The organism is Phytopseudomonas daroniae (assembly GCF_004327275.1).
Classification (GTDB): domain Bacteria; phylum Pseudomonadota; class Gammaproteobacteria; order Pseudomonadales; family Pseudomonadaceae; genus Aquipseudomonas; species Aquipseudomonas daroniae.
The window spans coordinates 169894-189218 of record NZ_QJUJ01000006.1 but is presented as its reverse complement, the minus strand read 5'-3'; the positions used below and the strand labels follow the sequence as shown (position 1 = coordinate 189218).

At 63.6% G+C, this 19325-nt stretch carries 13 protein-coding genes; 12 read left to right on the top strand and 1 reads right to left on the bottom strand.

From position 1 onward, the window contains the following. Positions 1-81 precede the first annotated feature (81 nt). Complete coding sequence (gene tpx / locus DNK10_RS16020) at positions 82-582, top strand: thiol peroxidase (RefSeq protein WP_131182225.1); 501 nt, start codon at positions 82-84, stop codon at positions 580-582. Between the two features lie 55 nt (positions 583-637). Here the strand turns inward: tpx and DNK10_RS16015 are convergent, their stop codons facing one another. Further along, on the bottom strand, positions 638-1570 hold the full coding sequence (locus tag DNK10_RS16015) for a LysR family transcriptional regulator (protein WP_131192243.1): 933 nt from the start codon (positions 1568-1570) through the stop codon (positions 638-640). A gap of 240 nt (positions 1571-1810) precedes the next feature. Here DNK10_RS16015 and chvE point away from each other — a divergent pair, with 240 nt between their 5' ends. From chvE to DNK10_RS15960, 11 genes are all read left to right on the top strand, one after another. Next, complete coding sequence (gene chvE / locus DNK10_RS16010) at positions 1811-2875, top strand: multiple monosaccharide ABC transporter substrate-binding protein (RefSeq protein ID WP_131192242.1); 1065 nt, start codon at positions 1811-1813, stop codon at positions 2873-2875. A gap of 108 nt (positions 2876-2983) precedes the next feature. Beyond that, positions 2984-4510, top strand: a complete 1527-nt coding sequence (gene mmsA, locus DNK10_RS16005) for a multiple monosaccharide ABC transporter ATP-binding protein (RefSeq protein ID WP_131192241.1) — start codon at positions 2984-2986, stop codon at positions 4508-4510. A 14-nt stretch (positions 4511-4524) separates the two neighbouring features. Next, the gene (gene mmsB, locus DNK10_RS16000; RefSeq protein WP_131192240.1) at positions 4525-5712 is read left to right on the top strand and encodes a multiple monosaccharide ABC transporter permease; all 1188 of its coding nucleotides are present in this window, start codon (positions 4525-4527) and stop codon (positions 5710-5712) included. Positions 5713-5723: 11 nt separating this feature from the next. Beyond that, positions 5724-6506, top strand: a complete 783-nt coding sequence (locus DNK10_RS15995; protein WP_131192239.1) for an SDR family NAD(P)-dependent oxidoreductase — start codon at positions 5724-5726, stop codon at positions 6504-6506. Next, positions 6503-8248: an L-arabinonate dehydratase gene (gene araD, locus DNK10_RS15990; RefSeq protein WP_131192238.1), complete on the top strand. Its 1746-nt coding sequence runs from the start codon at positions 6503-6505 to the stop codon at positions 8246-8248. Before DNK10_RS15995 ends, araD begins: the two co-directional genes overlap by 4 nt. Before the next feature lie 22 nt (positions 8249-8270). Then, positions 8271-9200, top strand: a complete 930-nt coding sequence (locus DNK10_RS15985) for a 2-dehydro-3-deoxygalactonokinase (RefSeq protein WP_131182218.1) — start codon at positions 8271-8273, stop codon at positions 9198-9200. Positions 9201-9202: 2 nt separating this feature from the next. Beyond that, positions 9203-10090: an SMP-30/gluconolactonase/LRE family protein gene (locus DNK10_RS15980; RefSeq protein WP_131182217.1), complete on the top strand. Its 888-nt coding sequence runs from the start codon at positions 9203-9205 to the stop codon at positions 10088-10090. A 193-nt stretch (positions 10091-10283) separates the two neighbouring features. Further along, the gene (locus DNK10_RS15975; RefSeq protein WP_131182216.1) at positions 10284-11498 is read left to right on the top strand and encodes an MdtA/MuxA family multidrug efflux RND transporter periplasmic adaptor subunit; all 1215 of its coding nucleotides are present in this window, start codon (positions 10284-10286) and stop codon (positions 11496-11498) included. Then, on the top strand, positions 11495-14587 hold the full coding sequence (locus tag DNK10_RS15970; protein WP_131192237.1) for an MdtB/MuxB family multidrug efflux RND transporter permease subunit: 3093 nt from the start codon (positions 11495-11497) through the stop codon (positions 14585-14587). Before DNK10_RS15975 ends, DNK10_RS15970 begins: the two co-directional genes overlap by 4 nt. A 100-nt stretch (positions 14588-14687) precedes the next feature. Continuing rightward, the gene (locus DNK10_RS15965) at positions 14688-17789 is read left to right on the top strand and encodes an efflux RND transporter permease subunit (RefSeq protein ID WP_131192236.1); all 3102 of its coding nucleotides are present in this window, start codon (positions 14688-14690) and stop codon (positions 17787-17789) included. After that, positions 17786-19249 (top strand): efflux transporter outer membrane subunit, encoded by a 1464-nt coding sequence (locus tag DNK10_RS15960; protein WP_131192235.1) that lies wholly within the window; start codon positions 17786-17788, stop codon positions 19247-19249. The genes DNK10_RS15965 and DNK10_RS15960 overlap by 4 nt, the downstream gene beginning before the upstream one ends. The last annotated feature ends 76 nt before the right edge of the window (positions 19250-19325 follow it).

Here is a 19325-nt window from a genome sequence, read left to right as displayed (position 1 = left end):
GAGCAGCCTTCTAGTGAGCGCTGTCCTGGCGTAGGATGGTCGCCCATGCGTGTATTACCCACATAGAAAAGGATCATTTTCATGGCACAAGTAACCCTGCGCGGTAATCCGGTTCAGGTCGATGGCCAATTGCCGCAAGTCGGTCAGCAGGCGCCTGCGTTCAACCTGGTCGGTGCCGGCCTGGCGGATGTCAGCCTGAGCAGCCTGGCGGGCAAGCGCAAAGTGCTGAACATTTTCCCGAGCGTCGATACCCCGACCTGCGCGACCTCGGTACGCAAGTTCAACGCCGAGGCCAGCAAGCTGGCCAATACCGCGGTGCTGTGCGTTTCCGCCGACCTGCCGTTTGCCCAGGCGCGTTTCTGCGGTGCCGAGGGCCTGGAAAACGTGATCAACCTGTCGACCATGCGCGGCGCCGAATTCCTCAAGGACTACGGGGTGGCCCTGAGCTCCGGCCCGCTGGCCGGCGTGGCTGCCCGCGCCGTGGTGGTGCTGGATGAAAACGACAAGGTGCTGCACAGCGAACTGGTCGCCGAGATCGGCAGCGAGCCGGACTACGATGCCGCTCTGGCGGTTCTCAAGTAAGTTCTCGTAACGCTTCGAAACGGCCTGCTCTGCAGGCCGTTTTCGTTTCAGCCATTCATTGCTGGTTCAGCCCCGCGGCCACCAGCCTGCGCAGGCGGTTGGCTACCGGCGACAGCTGGCGACCCTTGACCAGCAGCAGGTAGTACGGCGACATCTCGATGGTCACGTTGAGCGGGAGTACCTTCAGCTTGGCGCCGACCTGGTCGCCCAGTAGCAGATCCGGCACCTCGCTGGCCAACGGGGCGATGGCCGATGACGACACCAGAATGGCGATCATCGCCAGTAACGATGTGGTGTTGGTGATGTTGGTCGGCAAGGGCGCACCGGCACTGAGAAAGGCCGTTTCCATCGCCTCACGGATCGGCGCCCGGTGGCTCTGCATGACCCATTCATAGGGCGACAGATCGCGCAGCGTCACCTGATCCACATTGGCCAGCGGGTGATCCTGGCGAACCATCAGCTTGAGGGTTTCGGTGCGCGCCGGAAAAATCTCGAAGTCCGCCGGATTGACACCGCGCGGCAGGCGGGCGAGCACGAAGTCGTTCTTGCCCGCAGCCAGGTCATGCACCAGCACGTCGCTGGCGGCGACGTTGACGTGCACCTCGGCCCGCGGCGAGATCGCCTTGAGCTGACGAATGGCCGGAATCACGAAACCCACCGCAGCCCCGGTCACCGCGCCGACCGTGGTGATGCCGCCTTCGCCGCGCTTGAGTTCTTCGACGTCCTGGGCGAGGTCGCGCAGTTCCACCAGCATATTGTGCGAGCGCTGTGCCAGGGCTCGGCCGATCAGGGTCGGCAGCATGCCTTTGGCATGGCGTTCGAACAGCCGGGCGCCGAGGGTATGTTCGATATCCGCCAGCATGCGCGAAGCAGCCGGTTGAGTGACGGTCAACGCGTCTGCCGCGAGGCCTAGCTGGCCGTGCTCGGCGATGGCGGCGATCAGGCGCAACTGGGGAATCTTCAGGTGTCGGGCGATCCCGATATCCATGGTGGCTCTCGTTTTATTGTCGTTATTGAGGCGTTGAACGGATTCTGTGACGCGGCGGGGCACTTGTCGATTACTTGCATACCACTATTGGTATGGCGATGCACTGAATATGAATTTGATTGATATGGACGGCTGACTCTATCTTCATGCCTGCTTTGAAAGCTCTTCGCTGAACGAACAACAATAACTGCGATGTCGCGTGTGCCCTGGCATGCAGCAGGCGTCGCCCAGGAGAAGCTGATGAACACTGTCCGTAAACTCGTGGCCGCCGTGGCCATGGGCGCCAGCCTGTTGAGTGCCGCCTCCGCCGGGGCCGCCGACAAGGGGTTCGTGGGTATCGCGATGCCTACCAAGTCGTCCGCCCGCTGGATCGACGACGGCAACAACATGGTCAAGCAACTGGAGAAAGCCGGCTACAAGGCCGACCTGCAGTACGCCGAAGACGACATCCCCACCCAGGTTTCGCAGATCGAAAACATGATGGTCAAGGGCGTCAATGTCCTGGTCATCGCGGCGATCGATGGCACAACCCTGACCAACGCGCTGGAAAACGCCAATGCCGCGGACATCAAGGTCATCGCCTATGACCGTTTGATTCGCGATAGCCAATACGTGGACTACTACGCCACCTTCGATAACACCAAGGTGGGTGTGCTGCAGGCCGAGTCGCTGGTCAAGGGCATGCAGGCACGCGGCCCTGGCCCTTACAGCGTCGAGCTGTTTGGTGGTTCACCGGATGACAACAACGCCTATTTCTTCTACGACGGCGCCATGTCGGTGCTGCAGCCGCTGATCGACAAGGGCGAGATCAAGATCCTTTCCGGGCAGACCGGCATGGGCAAGGTCGGCACCCTGCGCTGGGACGGTGCCACCGCCCAGTCGCGCATGGACAACCTGCTGTCCGCCAATTACACCAAGGAGCACCTCGACGGCGTGCTGTCGCCCTATGACGGCATCTCCATCGGCATCCTCTCGTCCCTCAAGGGGGTCGGCTACGGCTCGGGCGACATGCCGATGCCGGTGGTGACCGGCCAGGATTCGGAAGTGCCTTCGGTGAAATCCATCCTCGCCGACGAGCAGTATTCCTCGATCTTCAAGGACACCCGCCAGCTCGCCGAGGTGACCGTCGGTATGGTCAAGGCCTTGCTCGAAGGCAGCGAGCCGCAGATCAACGACACCACAACCTACGACAACGGGGCGAAAGTGGTGCCGTCCTATCTGCTGCAACCGGTCACCGTCGACAAGAGCAACTGGGAGAAGGTGCTGATCGACAGTGGTTACTACCGCAAGGATCAGTTCCAGTAACCGCGCCGCCGTCGGCAGCGCCTGGCGCTGCCGGCCATCCACTCCTTTCCTGACCTGAGCATGGCGCGCCCGCTGCGGCTGGCGCGTGCCTTGCGGACGGATATGCCCATGCAGCAAGACATCATTCTGGAAATGCGCGGCATCACCAAGACGTTCCCGGGCGTGAAGGCCCTGAACAACGTCAACCTCAAGGTGCACCGCGGCGAGATCCATGCCCTGTGCGGTGAGAACGGCGCCGGCAAATCGACCCTGATGAAGGTGCTCAGCGGCGTCTATCCCCACGGCAGCTACGAGGGCGAGATCGTTTACGAAGGCAAACCACTGGCATTCACCGGCATCCGCGACAGCGAGCGGGAAGGGATCATCATCATTCACCAGGAGCTCGCTCTGGTGCCGTTGCTGTCCATCGCCGAGAACCTGTTTCTCGGCAACGAGATCGCCAGCAACGGCGTGATCGACTGGCCGGAGGTCTATCAGCGCACCGAGGTGCTGCTGAAAAAGGTCGGCCTCGACGAAATCGCCACCACGCCGGTCGAGAAGCTCGGCGTGGGCAAGCAGCAACTGGTGGAGATCGCCAAGGCGCTGGCCAAGGACGTCAAGCTGCTGATTCTCGATGAGCCCACCGCGGCGCTGCAGGAAAACGACAGCCAGAAGCTGCTCGATCTGTTGCTGGAGCTCCGCGCCCAGGGCATTTCCTCGATTCTGATTTCCCACAAGCTCAATGAAGTCAGTCGCGTGGCCGACAGCATCACGGTGCTACGCGACGGCGCCTCGGTGAGCAGCATGGATTGCCATAGCGAAGCGGTCAGCGAGGAAACCATCATTCGCGGCATGGTCGGCCGCGACATGGAGAACCGCTACCCGGATCGCACCCCCGAGATCGGCGAAACCCTGCTGGAGATCCGTGACTGGAATGTCTGGCACCCGGAATCGGCATCCCGGCAGATGATCCGCAACGTCAACCTCAGCGTGGCTGCCGGTGAAGTGGTCGGCATCGCCGGGCTGATGGGGGCAGGGCGCACCGAACTGGCCATGAGCGTGTTCGGCAAGAGTTACGGGCGCAACATCTCCGGCTCCGTGCACCTGCGCGGCAAGGAAATCGATGTGTCCACGGTGCGTAGCGCCGTGGACAACGGCATCGCCTACGTCACCGAGGATCGCAAGTCCCTCGGGCTGGTGCTCGACGAGAGCATTCTTTGCAACACCACCCTGGCCAACCTCGCCGGCGTGTCGAGCTTTGGGGTGATCGACGAACACGAGGAACGACGCGTCGCCGAGCAGTATCGCGAAGCGCTGCACATCCGCACGCCCGGGGTATTCCAGAAGGTGCTCAACCTGTCCGGTGGCAACCAGCAGAAGGTGGTGCTCAGCAAATGGCTGTTCGCCAAACCCGAGGTGCTGATTCTCGATGAGCCGACCCGGGGCATCGATGTCGGCGCCAAGTTCGAGATCTACAGCCTGATCAACCAACTCGCCGCCAGCGGCAAGGGGGTGATCATCATTTCTTCGGAAATGCCCGAGCTGCTGGGCATGTGCGACCGCATCTACGTAATGAACGAAGGCGCCTTCCTGGGCGAACTGGCGCGCGCAGACGCGAGCCAGGAAAAGATCATGTCGATGATCGTCAAGGCGTGAGCGAGGTGAACGCAATGGAAACCAAAACCCAACCGGCTCGGCCGTCGTTGCTGGCCCACCTGAAGAGCCATGTGCGTGACTACGGCATGCTGATGACCCTGGTGGTCATCATGGCGCTCTTCGAGGTGCTGACCGACGGCACGCTGATGCGCCCGGTGAACCTGACCAACCTGTTCCTGCAGAACAGCTACATCATCATCATGGCGCTGGGCATGCTGCTGGTGATCGTTTCCGGGCACATCGACCTGTCGGTGGGCTCGGTGGTCGGCTTCGTCGGTGCGGCAGCAGCGGTGATGATGGTGCAGTGGGGCTGGCCGACCTCGGTGGTGGTGCCGGTCTGCCTGCTGATGGGCTGTCTGATCGGCGCTGCCCAGGGCTACTGGATCGCCTATTGGCAGATTCCTTCGTTCATCGTCACCCTGGCCGGCATGCTGGTGTTTCGCGGCCTGACCCTGGCGGTGCTCGATGGCCAGTCGGTCGGCCCGTTCTCGAGCAGCTTCCAGTTGATGAGCAACGGCTTCATCCCGGATATCTTCAGCGATACGCGGCCGAACATCACCGCCATCGTGCTGGGCGTGCTCGCCGCCGTGTTGATCATCTACCTGTCAGTGCGCGCCCGTCGTCGTGCCAAGCGCTACGGCATCGTCGACGAGCCGGCGCTGTTCTTCGTCATCAAGAACGGCCTGATCGCCGGTGCCATCGTCTACATCGCCTACCTGCTGGCCACCTACCGCGGTCTGCCGAACGTACTGATCATCATGGCCATGTTGATCAGCGCCTACACCTTCCTGACCAACCGCACCACCCTCGGCCGGCGCATCTACGCCATCGGCGGCAACGTCAAGGCGGCCAAGCTGTCGGGCATCAACACTGAGCGCCTGACCTTCTTCGCCTTCGTCAACATGGGCATGCTCGCCGCCCTGGCCGGGCTGATCTTCGCTGCGCGGCTGAACACTGCCACGCCCAAGGCCGGGGTTTCCTTCGAACTGGATGTGATCGCCGCGGTATTCATCGGTGGCGCTTCGATGTCGGGCGGCGTGGGCAAGATCATCGGCGCGGTGATCGGCGCCCTGATCATGGGGGTGATGAACAACGGCATGTCGATCCTGGGGATCGGTATCGAGTGGCAGCAGGTGATCAAGGGCCTGGTGCTACTGGCTGCGGTGATCTTCGACGTGGTCAACAAGAACAAATCCCGCTGAGGTATTAGGCCATGAATAGCCAGAATTTGACTCCAGGCAAGGCCGTGTATGCCGACCTGGCCGAGCGCACCGTGCTGATTTCCGGTGGCGCCACCGGTATCGGTCGGGCATTGGTGGAGGCCTTCGCCCGCCAGGGCGCACGAACCGCTTTCGTCGATATCGACGACAAGCACGGCCAGGCCCTGGCCAGCCAGTTGAGCGAAGAGGGGCATCAGGTGCGCTTCCTGCGCTGCGATATCACCGATATCAAGGCTTATCAGGCGGCCATCCACAAGATCGCCGAACAGTTCGGGCCGATCACCGCATTGCTCAACAATGCCGCCAACGACGTTCGCCATGCCCTGGACTCGATCAGCGTCGAACGCTTCGACGACCTGATCGCCGTCAACCTGCGCCACGCCACGTTCGCCACCCAGGCGGTGGTGCCGATGATGCGCCAGGCCGGCGGCGGCTCGATCATCAACTTCGGCTCGGTCGGCTGGATGATGGCTTCGGCCGGTTACCCGGTGTACGCGGCGAGCAAGGCCGCCGTGCATGGCCTGACCCGTGGCCTGGCGCGCGATCTGGGCAAGGATCGCATCCGCGTCAACACCCTGGTGCCGGGCTGGGTGATGACCGAGAAGCAGCTGGCCATGTGGGTCGACGAATCGGCCAAGGAGCAGATCAGGCAGAACCAGTGCATGCCCGGCCAACTGCTGCCCGAGCATATCGCCGACATGGCGCTGTTCCTGGCTTCTGATGCGGCGGCGATGTGCACGGCGCAGAATTTCATTGTCGACGGAGGCTGGGTATGAGCACCTTCAAAGCGGCGGTCTGGCCACGCAAGCTGCGTTCCACCGAATGGTTCGGCGGCAACTCGCGGGATCACATCTACCACCGCAGCTGGATGAAGAATCAGGGGCTGCCGGCCGATCTGTTCGACGGCCGGCCAGTGATCGGCATCTGCAACACCTGGTCGCAGCTGACGCCCTGCAATGCACATCTGCGTGATCTGGCCGAACGCGTCAAGCACGGCATCTACGAAGCCGGTGGCCTGCCGCTGGAGTTCCCGGTGTTCTCGGCCGGGGAAAGCTCGCTGCGGCCGACCGCGATGATGTACCGCAACATGGCGGCGATGGACGTGGAAGAAGCGCTGCGCGCCAACCCGCTGGACGGTGTGGTGCTGCTGGCCGGCTGCGACAAGACCACCCCGGCGCTGCTGATGGGCGCGGCGAGCGTGGATATTCCGGCCATCGTGGTGTCCGGCGGGCCGATGCTCAATGGCTGGTTCCGTGGCGAACGGGTCGGCTCGGGCACCGCCCTGTGGCAGATGTCGGAAGACATCAAGGCCGGCAAGATGAGCCGCGAGGACTTTCTCGAAGCCGAGCAGTCGATGTCCCGTTCGCCCGGCTCCTGTAACACCATGGGTACCGCCAGCACCATGGCCAGCATGGCCGAAGCCCTGGGCATGGCGCTGTCCGGCAATGCGGCGATTCCGGCGGTGGACAGCCGCCGCCGTGTGGTGGCGCACCTGACCGGGCGGCGCATCGTGCAGATGGTCAAGGACGATCTCAAACCATCCGACATCATGACCCGCCACGCTTTCGAGAACGCCATCCGGGTCAATGGCAGCATCGGTGGTTCGACCAATGCGGTCATCCACCTGCTGGCCATCGCCGGCCGCGTCGGTGTCGACCTGACCCTGGATGACTGGGATCGCCTCGGTCAGGACATTCCCACCATCGTCAACCTGATGCCGTCGGGCAAATACCTGATGGAGGAGTTCTTCTACGCCGGTGGTCTGCCGGTGGTGATTCGTATGCTCGGCGAGGGCGGCAAGCTGCACAAGAGCGCGCTGACCGTGTCCGGCGAAACCATCTGGGAGGAGGTCAAGGACGTACGCAACTGGAACGAGGACGTCATCCGCCCGGTTGATCAGGCGCTCACCGCCAAGGGCGGGATCGCCGTGCTGCGTGGCAACCTGGCACCTCGCGGCGCAGTGCTCAAACCCTCGGCAGCGTCGCCGCACCTGATGCAGCACCGTGGCCGCGCCGTGGTGTTCGAAGACATCGACGACTACAAGGTGAAGATCAACGACGAGAGCCTGGATATCGACGAGCACTGTGTGATGGTGCTGAAGAACTGCGGCCCGCGCGGTTATCCGGGCATGGCCGAGGTGGGCAATATGGGCCTGCCGCCCAAGGTGCTGCGCAAGGGCATCACCGACATGGTACGGATCTCCGATGCGCGGATGAGCGGCACCGCCTACGGCACCGTGGTGTTGCACACCACGCCGGAAGCGGCCGCCGGTGGGCCGCTGGCGGTGGTACGCGATGGCGACATGATCGAGCTCGATGTGGAGGCCAGGCGCATTCACCTGGACATCCCCGAGGCCGAACTGCGGCAGCGTCTGGCCGAGTGGCAGCCAACCATCGAGCCGCCCACCAGCGGCTACATCAAGCTGTTCCACGATCATGTTCAGGGTGCCGATAGCGGTGCGGACTTCGATTTCCTCAAGGGCTGCCGCGGTGCCGGCATTCCCAAAGACAGCCACTGAGACTTGCGAGAGGAAATCGAAGATGACAGAGATCAGCCAGGCTGCGATCAGCTGGATTGCCGTCGACTGGGGCACCTCCCAGGTGCGTGCGTGGGCACTCTCGGATAGCGGGGAGGTTCTCCAGCGCGCTTCATCGGCGCGCGGCATGAGTACCCTGACGCCGGATCAGTTCGAAGGCGCGCTGCTCGAATTGATCGGCGGCTGGCTGGACGACAGGCGCGTTATCGACGTGATCGCCTGCGGCATGGTCGGTGCGCGGCAGGGCTGGCGTGAGGCCCCCTATGCCGAAGTGCCCTGTGCGCCGCAGGCGGTGGAGCGAATGGTCAGGCCCGAGGTGGCGGATGGACGCCTGCGTGTCTCGATCATCCCGGGATTGTGCCAGCGCGCGCCTGCCGATGTGCTGCGCGGCGAGGAAACCCAGATCGCCGGCCTGCTCGCCGAGCACCCCGATTACAGCGGCGTGATTTGCCTGCCGGGTACCCATAGCAAGTGGGTGGAGATTCGTGAGGGGCAGGTCATCGCTTTCCAGACATTCATGACCGGTGAGCTGTTCGCCTTGCTGAGCCAGCAGTCGGTGTTGCGCCACGGTATGCAGGGGGATGCTCGGCTTCTGGATCAGCAGGCTTTCGACACCGGGCTGCAAGCTGGGGCAGGGAAGGCGCAGCGGTTGGTCGGCGCTTTGTTCGGCCTGCGCGCCGAAGGCTTGCTCGAAGGGCTGGCACCGGTTGCCGCACGCTCTCGGCTATCTGGGTTGCTGATTGGCCAGGAGCTGGCTGCGCTGGATGAACGCTGGCGAGGTCAGCGGGTCTGTGTCATCGGCGACGGCGAATCGGCCGAGCGCTATCGGCATGCCCTCGATATCCTGGGCGTGGCGGCGCTGCCCGTGAGTGCCGAGCGCGTCACCCTGGCTGGCCTGACCGCTGCCCGTGAGCATATTCAACGAGGAGCCTAGAGATGGCTGCAAACTCGAACGGCACCAGCGCCGCACGTATCGCCGACGCACGCCTCTGCACCCTGGGCGAAGGGGTGTTCTGGCACCCGCAGCGCGAGCAACTGTTCTGGTTCGATATTCTCGGGCGACGCTTGCTCAGCCAGCAGGATGATCAGCCGCTGGAGTGGACATTCGATGAGCGTGTATCCGCCGCTGGCTGGATCGATGAGGAACTACTGCTGATTGCCAGCGAGACGGCGTTATCGACCTTCAATCTGGCCACCGGCGCACGGCAAAAGGTCTGCGCGCTGGAGGCGGATAATCCACTGACCCGCTCCAATGACGGCCGCGCCGATCCCTGGGGCGGTTTCTGGATCGGCACCATGGGCCTGAACGCCGAGAAGCAGGCCGGTGCCATCTACCGTTATTACCGTGGCGAGCGGCGCCGCTTGTTCGCCGCTATCAGCATCACCAACGCCATCTGTTTTTCGCCCGATCGGCGCTATGCCTATTTTGCCGACACCGCACGCCAGCAGATCTGGCGCCAGCCGCTGGACGAGCAGCACGGCTGGCCACAGGGCGAGGCGCAGCCGTTCATCGACGGTCGCGTGGCGGGCGTCAGCCCCGATGGCGCGGTGATCGACAGTCAAGGGCGTCTGTGGAGCGCGCAGTGGGGGGCCTCGCGTGTCGCTTGTTACGACACGGAGGGGCACTTTCAGCAGGCAGTGGCCTTTCCCGCTTCGCAGATTTCCTGCCCGGCATTTGGCGGGCCAGGCCTGTCGACCCTGTTCGCGACCTCCGCGCGCGATGGCCTCGACGACGAACAACTGGCTGCCGAGCCCCAGGCAGGCAAACTGTTTGCCGTGGAGCTGCAAGCACAGGGGCAGGCCGAGCATCGGGTCATCCTGTAGGCGCTCGGAACGATGGCAATACCAGGCAATACATCGAAAAATGCATGCCGCGCTCGCGTTACAGGCGCCCGGCGCGGTTTTCTGCGCATTTCTCCCTCTCAAGCCACTGCTGGAGGTAAATAGCCCGTAAAGAGGCTTTGCTTCGAGCCTTACAGTGCTTATCGTTCACGCTCCCCTAGGAAGCGATTGGCCCATGTCCGAAGTAAACACAACGCGCAGCACTCCATCCTCCAAACGTCAGTGGTTCATCGGTCTGCTCTTGCTGGCGTTGGTCATCGTCTTGATCTGGTGGTTCTGGCCGGCAAAAACGGCGCCTCAAGGCAACACGCGCTGGGGGTTCGATAATGTGCCGGTGCGCATCGCCCATGTCGAGTCGCGGGACTTCCCCATCGTGCTGAAAGCCCTGGGCACGGTCATCGCCTATAACACCGCCAACGTGCGTAGCCGAGTGGATGGCCAGTTGCTGAAGGTGCTCTTCAAGGACGGTCAGCCGGTCAAGGCCGGTGACGTGCTGGCGCAGATCGACCCGCGGCCGTTCGAGATCGCCCTGCAGCAGGCACAGGGCACGCTGGCGGAAAACCAGGCACAGCTGCGTAATGCCGAAAAGGATCTGGCGTTGTATCGCGGCCTGTTCGCCGAAGACTCCATCGCCCGGCAGACGCTGGATACCCAGGAAGCACTGGTCAACCAGTACCGTGGCGCGCTGCAGAACAACCAGGGCGCGGTGGCCGAGGCCAAGCTGAATCTGGACTTCACCAAGGTGCGCGCACCCATCGACGGCCGCCTGGGTATCCGTCAGGTCGACCAGGGCAACCTGGTGAACTCCGGTGACACCAATCCCATCGTGGTGATCACCCAGACGCTACCGATTTCCGTCACCTTCACGCTGCCCGAGGCCGAGCTGCCGGCCGTGCTGGCTCAGGTGCGCAACGAGCGCACCCTGGTCGTGCAAGCCTGGGATCGTGGTGAGAACAACCAACTGGCCGAAGGTGTGCTGGAGAGCCTGGACAACCAGATCGACACCACCACCGGTACGGTCAAGCTCAAGGCGCGCTTCGAGAACGCCGAGGAAATGCTGTTCCCCAACCAGTTCGTGAATACCCGCCTGCAGGTTTCGGTTCGCGAGAATGCCTTGCTGGTTCCTGTCGCGGCGCTGCAGTTCGGCGCCAACGGCACCTTCGTGTATGTCATCGACGCGGAAGACAAGGTAGAGGTTCGCAAGGTCAAGGTCGGCCCCGGCGACGGCGAGTTCACGGTGATCGAAGAGGGCGTCGCGGCCGCCGAGCGCGTGGTGGTCGAAGGTACCGATCGCCTGCGTGCAGGTAACAAGGTCGAGGTGATCGGCGAGGGTACTCGTGAGCCGTCGGCCACCGAAGAAAATGCACCGCGGGTGCGTAGCGCTTCATGAACGTCTCCCGCCTGTTCATCCTGCGACCGGTCGCCACCACCCTGATCATGCTGGCGATCTTCCTCAGTGGCGTGATCGCTTATCGGCTGCTGCCGGTGTCCGCATTGCCCGAAGTGGATTACCCGACCATTCGGGTGATGACCCTGTATCCCGGTGCCAGCCCCGATGTGATGACCAGCGCGGTGACTGCGCCGCTGGAGCGCCAGTTCGGGCAGATGGCCGGGCTGCAGCAGATGTCCTCGACCAGCTCCGGCGGCGCTTCGGTGATCACCCTGCGCTTCAATCTGGAAGTGCAACTGGACGTGGCCGAGCAGGAAGTACAGGCGGCGATCAATGGCGCCACCAACCTGTTGCCGAACGACCTGCCGGCGCCGCCGGTGTACAACAAGGTCAACCCGGCCGACACCCCGGTGCTGACCCTGGCGGTGACCTCCAAGGAGCTGCCGCTGCCCCAGGTCAATGACCTGGTCGACACCCGTCTGGCGCAGAAACTGGCGCAGACCACTGGCGTCGGTCTGGTATCCCTGGCCGGTGGCCAGCGTCCGGCGGTACGTATTCGCGTCAATCCCGAGGCCCTGGCGGCCTATGGCTTGAACCTTTCGGACGTGCGCTCGCTGGTCAATGCCAGCAACGTCAACCAGCCCAAAGGCAACTTCGACGGCCCGACGCGGGTCAGCCAGCTCGACGCCAACGACCAACTGCGCTCGGCCGACGAATACCGCGATCTGATCCTCACCTACGCCAATGGCGGCGCGCTGCGCTTGCGCGATGTCGCATCGATCGTCGATGGCGCGGAGAACCAGCGTCTCGCCGCCTGGGCCAATCGCAATGCGGCGGTGCTGGTCAATGTGCAGAGGCAGCCGGGCGCCAACGTCATCGACGTGGTGGATCGCATCCAGACCCTGCTGCCCAACCTGACTCAGGGCTTGCCGGCCAGCGTCGAGGTGACGGTGCTCACCGACCGCACCCAGACCATTCGCGCCGCGGTGCGCGATGTGCAGCACGAACTGTTGCTGGCCATCGCCCTGGTAGTGATGGTCACCTTCCTGTTCCTGCGCAAGGTCTCGGCGACGCTGATTCCCTCGGTAGTGGTGCCGCTGTCGCTGATCGGTACCTTCGGTGTGATGTACCTGGCGGGCTTCACGATCAACAACCTGACGCTGATGGCGTTGACCATCGCCACCGGTTTCGTGGTGGACGATGCCATCGTCATGCTGGAGAACATCGCCCGCCATCTGGAGGATGGCGAAACGCCGCTCAACGCTGCGCTCAAGGGCGCCAGGCAGATCGGTTTCACCCTGGTTTCGCTGACCCTGTCGCTGATCGCCGTGCTGATCCCGCTGCTGTTCATGGCCGATGTGGTAGGGCGGCTGTTCCGCGAATTCGCCATCACCCTGGCGGTGGCGATCCTCATCTCCCTGGTGATTTCCCTGACCCTGACGCCGATGATGTGCGCACGCCTGCTCAGGCACGAGCCGGAAGCGGAGCAGGGGCGTTTCTACAAGGCCAGCGGTGCGGTCATCGACCGCATGATCGAACGCTACTCGGTCGGCCTGCGCTGGGTACTGCGCCATCAACCGCTGACCCTGCTGGTGGCCATCGGCACCATGGCACTTACCGTGGTGCTTTATCTCGCCGTACCCAAGGGCTTCTTTCCGGTGCAGGACACCGGGGTGATCCAGGGTATTTCCGAGGCGCCGCAGTCGATTTCCTTCTCGGCCATGAGCGAACGCCAGCAGCGCCTGGCCGACGTGATCCTCAAGGATCCGGCGGTCGCCAGCCTGTCGTCCTACATTGGTGTGGACGGCGACAACCCGACCTTGAACAGCGGGCGCATGCTGATCAACCTCAAGCCCCACGCCGAGCGCGACCTCAGTGCCACCCAGGTGATCGAGCGGCTGCGTCCGGAGTTGGCCAGGCTCAGCGGCATCGAGCTATTCCTGCAGCCGGTGCAGGATCTGAGCATCGAAGATCGGGTCAGCCGTACCCAGTTCCAGTTCAGCGTGGAGTCACCCGACCCCGAGATGCTGGAAACCTGGTCGGCGAAACTGGTCGAGGCGCTGCGTCAGCAGCCGGAACTCAGCGACGTCAATAGTGACTTGCAGAGCCGCGGCCTGCAGGCTTACCTGCGGATCGATCGCGATATGGCCGGGCGGCTCGGTGTCAGCGTTGCGGCTATCGATGATGCGCTCTACGACGCCTTTGGCCAACGGCAGATCTCCACCATCTATACCCAGGCCAGCCAGTACCGCGTGGTGCTGGAAAGCGAAAATGGCGGCAGCATCGGCCCGGCGGCGCTGCGCCAGATCCATGTCGCCACTGCCGAGGGCGGTCAGGTGCCGCTGTCGTCCCTGGCCCATGTCGAGGAACGTGCGGCGAGCCTGTTGATCAACCATATCGGCCAGTTCCCGGCCGCCACGCTGTCGTTCAACCTCAGCCCTGGCGTCGCCCTGGGCGATGCGGTGGCGGTGATCGAGCGTGTGCAGCAGGACATCGAGATGCCGGTCAGCGTGCAGGTGAACTTCCAGGGTGCCGCCGAGGCCTTCCGCGCCTCGCTGTCGTCCACGCTGCTGCTGATCCTGGCGGCCATCGTCACCATGTACATCGTGCTCGGTGTGCTCTACGAAAGCTACATCCACCCGATCACCATTCTCTCCACGCTGCCGTCGGCCGGCGTTGGCGCCTTGCTGGCGCTGCTGCTGACCGGCAACGACCTGGGGTTGATCGCGATCATCGGTATCATCCTGCTGATCGGTATCGTCAAGAAGAACGCCATCATGATGATCGACTTCGCCCTGGAGGCGGAGCGACACCAGGGCATGACGCCCCATGACGCGATCTATCAGGCGGCGCTGCTGCGTTTCCGGCCGATTCTGATGACCACGCTGGCCGCGCTGTTCGGCGCGATTCCGCTGATGCTGGCTTCGGGATCCGGTGCCGAGCTGCGGCAGCCGCTGGGCCTGGTGATGGTCGGTGGCCTGCTGCTCAGCCAGGTGCTCACCCTGTTCACCACGCCGGTGATCTATCTGTACTTCGATCGGTTGTCGCGGCGTTTCAGCCGCCGTGGCACGGCGGGGGTGGTGGTATGAGCGGCAAGCTTCAAGCTTCAAGCTTCAAGCTAGAAGCAACAGCCAGCTTTGACTTGCAGCTTGCAGCTTGTGGCTTGCGGCTCAAAGCTGGCTTGCAGCTATGAATCTGTCAGCACCTTTCATCCGCCGTCCGGTGGCGACCCTGTTGCTGAGCCTGGCGATCATGTTGCTGGGCGGCGTCAGCTTCGGTTTGCTGCCGGTAGCGCCCCTGCCGAACATGGATTTCCCGGTGATCACCGTGCAGGCCAGCCTGCCCGGTGCCAGTCCGCAGGTGATGGCCGCCACGGTCGCCACGCCACTGGAGCGTTCCCTGGGCGCCATCGCTGGCGTCAGCCAGATGAATAGCAACAGCAGCCAGGGCAATACGCGGATCATGATCGAGTTCGATCTGGATCGTGATATCAACGCCGCGGCGCGGGAGGTGCAGGCGGCGATCAACGCCTCGCGTGAACTGCTGCCCAGCGGCATGCGCAGCATGCCGACCTACCGCAAGATCAATCCGTCCCAGGCTCCGATCATGGTGCTTTCGCTGACCTCGACGGTGCTCGACAAGGGCCAGCTGTACGACGTCGCCTCGACCATCGTCGGCCAGAAACTGTCGCAGGTCAGCGGCGTCGGCGAAGTTCAGATAGGCGGCAGCTCGCTACCTGCCGTACGGGTGGCCCTGGAGCCGCGGTTGCTGGATCAGTACGGCGTGGCGCTGGACGATGTGCGTGCGACCATCGCCGCGGCCAACGCCAAGCGTCCCAAGGGCGCCGTGGAGGACGAGCAGCGGCATTGGCAGGTGCAGGCCAATGACCAGTTGGAGCGCGCCGCCGATTACCAGCCGATGATCATCCGCTACCAGGACGGTGCGGCGATCCGCCTGGGTGACGTCGCCCAGGTCACCGATGGCGTGCAGGATCGCTACAACAGCGGCTTCTACAATGACAAACAGGCCGTGCTGGTGGTGGTGAACCGCCAGAGCGGGGCGAATATCATCCAGACCGTTGCCGGCATCCGCGCGTTGCTGCCGGAGCTGCGCGGGGTGATCCCGGCCAGCGCCGACCTGGAAGTGGCGATGGATCGCTCGCCGGTGATTCGCGCCACGCTCAAGGAAGCCGAGCACACCCTGCTGATCGCCGTGGCGCTGGTGATCCTCGTGGTGTTCGCGTTTCTCGGCCGCTGGCGCGCCGCGCTGATTCCCGCCCTGGCGGTGCCGGTCTCGCTGGTCGGCTCGTTCGCGGCGATGTACCTGCTCGGTTTTTCCCTGAACAACCTGTCGCTGATGGCGCTGATCATCGCCACCGGTCTGGTGGTGGACGATGCCATCGTCGTGCTGGAGAACATCTCCCGGCATATCGAGGCCGGTGAAACGCCCATGGCCGCAGCCTTCAAGGGCTCACGCGAGGTGGGTTTCACGTTGCTGTCGATGAACGTCTCGCTGGTGGCGGTGTTTCTGTCGATCCTGTTTATGGGCGGGCTGGTCGAGCGGCTGTTCCGCGAGTTTTCCATCACCCTGGCGGTGGCCATCGTCATTTCCCTGCTGGTATCGCTGACGCTCACGCCGATGTTGTGCGCGCGTTGGCTGAAGCCCGAGCCCAGGCGCGAAGAGCACCAGGCAGGACGTCTGCAGGTCATCGGTGCGCGTGTGCTGCGTGCTTATGAACACAGCCTGGAGTGGGCCTTGCGCCATTCGCTGCTGATGCTGATCAGTCTGTTCGCGACCATCGCGCTGAACGTCTTCCTGTTCGTCAGCATCCCGAAAACCTTCATGCCGCAGCAGGATACCGGCCAGTTGATGGGCTTCATCCGCGGCGACAACGGGCTGTCTTTCCAGGTGATGCAACCGAAGATGGAGGCTTATCGCCGTTCGATTCTGGCCGACCCGGCAGTGGAAAGCGTGGCGGGCTTCATTGGCGGTAACAGCGGTATCAATAACGCGATCATGATCGTGCGCCTCAAGCCGCTCAAGGAGCGCGACCTGTCGGCACAGCAGGTGATCGACCGCCTGCGTGCCAATGCACCGAAGATTCCGGGGGGGCGGATGTTCCTCATGCCCGATCAGGATCTGCAGGTCGGCGGGCGCCAGGGGCGTAGCTCGGAGAACGAATATATGCTGTTGTCGGGCGATCTCGACGCTCTGCGCGAATGGTTGCCGAAGGTGCGTGAGGCATTGCGGGCGCTGCCTGAGCTGACCGATATCGATGCGTCCGAAGACGGCGGTGCGCCACAGATCCGCCTGGTGGTCGACCGTGGCGAGGCCAAGCGCCTGGGTATCGACATGAGCCTGGTGACTGGCGTGCTCAATAATGCGTTCAGCCAGCGGCAGATCTCCACTATCTACGACAGCCTCAACCAGTACAGCGTGGTCATGGAGATCAACCCGCGCTACGCCCAGAGCCCCGAAGCACTCGCGCAGATCCAGTTGATCACCGCGGACGGCGCGCGCGTGCCGTTGTCATCCATCGCCCATTGGGAACGCAGCCTCGAGGATGATCGCATCAGCCACCAGGGGCAGTTCGCGGTCGAGAACATCGGCTTTTCCCTGGCGGAGGGCGTCAGCCTCGATCAGGCTACCCAGGCCATCGACCGCGCAGTGGCGCGGATCAGCCTGCCCAACGAGGTGCAGGGCACGCTGGGCGGCACCGGTGCGGCGTTCCAGCAGACGCAGCAGAACCAGCCGTGGATGATTCTGATGTCGCTGGTGGTGGTGTACGTCGTGCTCGGCATTCTCTACGAGAGCTACGTGCATCCGCTGACCATTCTCTCGACGCTGCCGTCGGCTGGCGTCGGCGCATTGCTCGCTTTGCAGCTGCTCAATACCGAATTCAGCCTGATCTCGCTGCTCGGTCTGTTCCTGCTGATCGGGGTGGTGAAGAAGAATGCCATCCTGATGGTCGATCTGGCGCTGCAACTGGAGCGCAACGAACACCTGAGTCCGGCCGACTCGATTCGCCGCGCCTGCCTGCTGCGCTTCCGGCCGATCATGATGACCACCCTGGCCGCATTGCTCGGTGCCTTGCCGCTGATGCTCGGCAGCGCCGAAGGTTCGGAAATGCGCCAACCGCTGGGTATCACCATCGTCGGCGGGTTGATACTCAGCCAACTGCTTACGCTTTACACCACCCCGGTGGTCTACCTCTATCTCGACCGCCTGCGCCATCGGGTCAACCGCTGGCGTGGCGTGCGCACCGATGCCGCTTTGGAAACGCCTCTATGACCCATGCAACCCGCCGTACCCTTGGCCTGCTGGCGCTGAGCATCGCCCTGGCCGGCTGTGCCATCGGCCCCGACTACCAGCGTCCGGAAATCAGTACGCCGGCGCAATTCAAGCAGGCCGAAGGCTGGAAGGCCGCCGTGCCTGCCGATGCTCTGGAGCGCGGCGCCTGGTGGGAGCTGTATGGCGATGGCGAGCTCAATGCGCTGGTCGGGCGCCTGAACGTGTCCAACCAGACCCTGGCCGCCTCCGAGGCTCAATACCGTCAGGCTCGTGCGCTACTGCGTAGCGGGCGCGCGGCGTTCCTGCCGACGCTGTCGACCAGTGCCGGCATGACCCGTGCCGGGCAGGGCGGTGGCGACAGTACGCTGCGTACCTCCGACGGCATTGCCATCGGCGGGGCCAACTCGGCGAGCATCTCGAAAAACTACGATCTGAGCCTCAATGCCAGCTGGGAACTGGATGTGTGGGGCAAGCTGCGTCGCGGCCTGGAGTCCAATCGCGCGGCGTTCGAGGCCAGCGCGGCCGACCTAGCTGCGGTGCGCCTGAGCCTGCAATCCGAGTTGGTGCAGAGCTACCTGCAACTGCGTGTGCTGGATGAACAGCAGCGCCTGCTCGACGCTACGGTCGCTGCCTACCAGCGTTCGCTGCGGCTGACCGAAAACCAGTACCGGGCCGGTATCGTGCCGCGCTCCGACGTCAGTCAGGCGCTGACCCAGCTGCGCAGTACCGAGGCCCAGGCCATCGACCTGCAATGGCAGAGGGCGCAGCTCGAACACGCCATCGCGGTGCTGATCGGCGTGCCACCCAGCGATGTGAGCATTGCCCGCCGCGAAAGCTTGCCTGCATTGCCGCAGGTGCCGGCGAGCGTGCCTTCCCAATTGCTGGAGCGCCGCCCTGATGTGGCGGCCGCCGAACGTCGGGTGATCGCCGCGAATGCCGAGATCGGCGTGGCCAAGGCCGCCTGGTTTCCCGACCTGACACTGTCCGCTGCTGGCGGCTACCGCGGCAGCAGCTTCTCCGACTGGGTCAACCTGCCCAACCGCTTCTGGTCGGTCGGGCCGCAGCTGGCCCTGACCTTGTTCGATGGCGGGCGCCGCAGTGCCGAGAGTGAGCGGGTCGAAGCGGTCTACGATCAGACCGTCGCCCAGTACCGCCAGGCCGTGCTCGACAGCTTCCGCGAGGTCGAGGATTACCTGGTGCAGCAGCGCGTACTCGGACGCGAGATGGAGGTGCAGTCGCAAGCGCTGGACGCCGCGCGTGAATCCCTGCGCCTGATCGAGAACCAGTACCGCGCCGGTACCGTCGACTACAACAGTGTGGTCAACGTACAAGCCACGGCGCTGAGCAACGAACGCAGCAGCCTGACGCTATTGGGCAGCCGCCTGACGGCCAGCGTGCAACTGATCACCGCGTTGGGCGGCGGTTGGGATACGCTGAACCTTTCGCCGGCCGACGAATAGTCTGGTGAATGGGGCCCTGGCCATTGGTGACTATTCGTGACTGTTTAGTTCGCGGCGTTTTTCGCTAAAATTCCAT

Excerpts from the sequence above, each read along its gene's own strand:
- DNK10_RS15970 (WP_131192237.1), top strand. The coding sequence starts at position 11,495 with ATGAACGTCTCCCGCCTGTTCATCCTGCGACCGGTCGCCACCACCCTG.
- DNK10_RS15965 (WP_131192236.1), top strand. The coding sequence starts at position 14,688 with ATGAATCTGTCAGCACCTTTCATCCGCCGTCCGGTGGCGACCCTGTTG.
- DNK10_RS15975 (WP_131182216.1), top strand. The coding sequence starts at position 10,284 with ATGTCCGAAGTAAACACAACGCGCAGCACTCCATCCTCCAAACGTCAG.
- DNK10_RS15960 (WP_131192235.1), top strand. The coding sequence starts at position 17,786 with ATGACCCATGCAACCCGCCGTACCCTTGGCCTGCTGGCGCTGAGCATC.
- DNK10_RS15980 (WP_131182217.1), top strand. The coding sequence starts at position 9,203 with ATGGCTGCAAACTCGAACGGCACCAGCGCCGCACGTATCGCCGACGCA.
- DNK10_RS15995 (WP_131192239.1), top strand. The coding sequence starts at position 5,724 with ATGAATAGCCAGAATTTGACTCCAGGCAAGGCCGTGTATGCCGACCTG.
- mmsB (WP_131192240.1), top strand. The coding sequence starts at position 4,525 with ATGGAAACCAAAACCCAACCGGCTCGGCCGTCGTTGCTGGCCCACCTG.
- tpx (WP_131182225.1), top strand. The coding sequence starts at position 82 with ATGGCACAAGTAACCCTGCGCGGTAATCCGGTTCAGGTCGATGGCCAA.
- mmsA (WP_131192241.1), top strand. The coding sequence starts at position 2,984 with ATGCAGCAAGACATCATTCTGGAAATGCGCGGCATCACCAAGACGTTC.
- DNK10_RS15985 (WP_131182218.1), top strand. The coding sequence starts at position 8,271 with ATGACAGAGATCAGCCAGGCTGCGATCAGCTGGATTGCCGTCGACTGG.
- DNK10_RS16015 (WP_131192243.1), bottom strand. The coding sequence starts at position 1,570 with ATGGATATCGGGATCGCCCGACACCTGAAGATTCCCCAGTTGCGCCTG.
- chvE (WP_131192242.1), top strand. The coding sequence starts at position 1,811 with ATGAACACTGTCCGTAAACTCGTGGCCGCCGTGGCCATGGGCGCCAGC.
- araD (WP_131192238.1), top strand. The coding sequence starts at position 6,503 with ATGAGCACCTTCAAAGCGGCGGTCTGGCCACGCAAGCTGCGTTCCACC.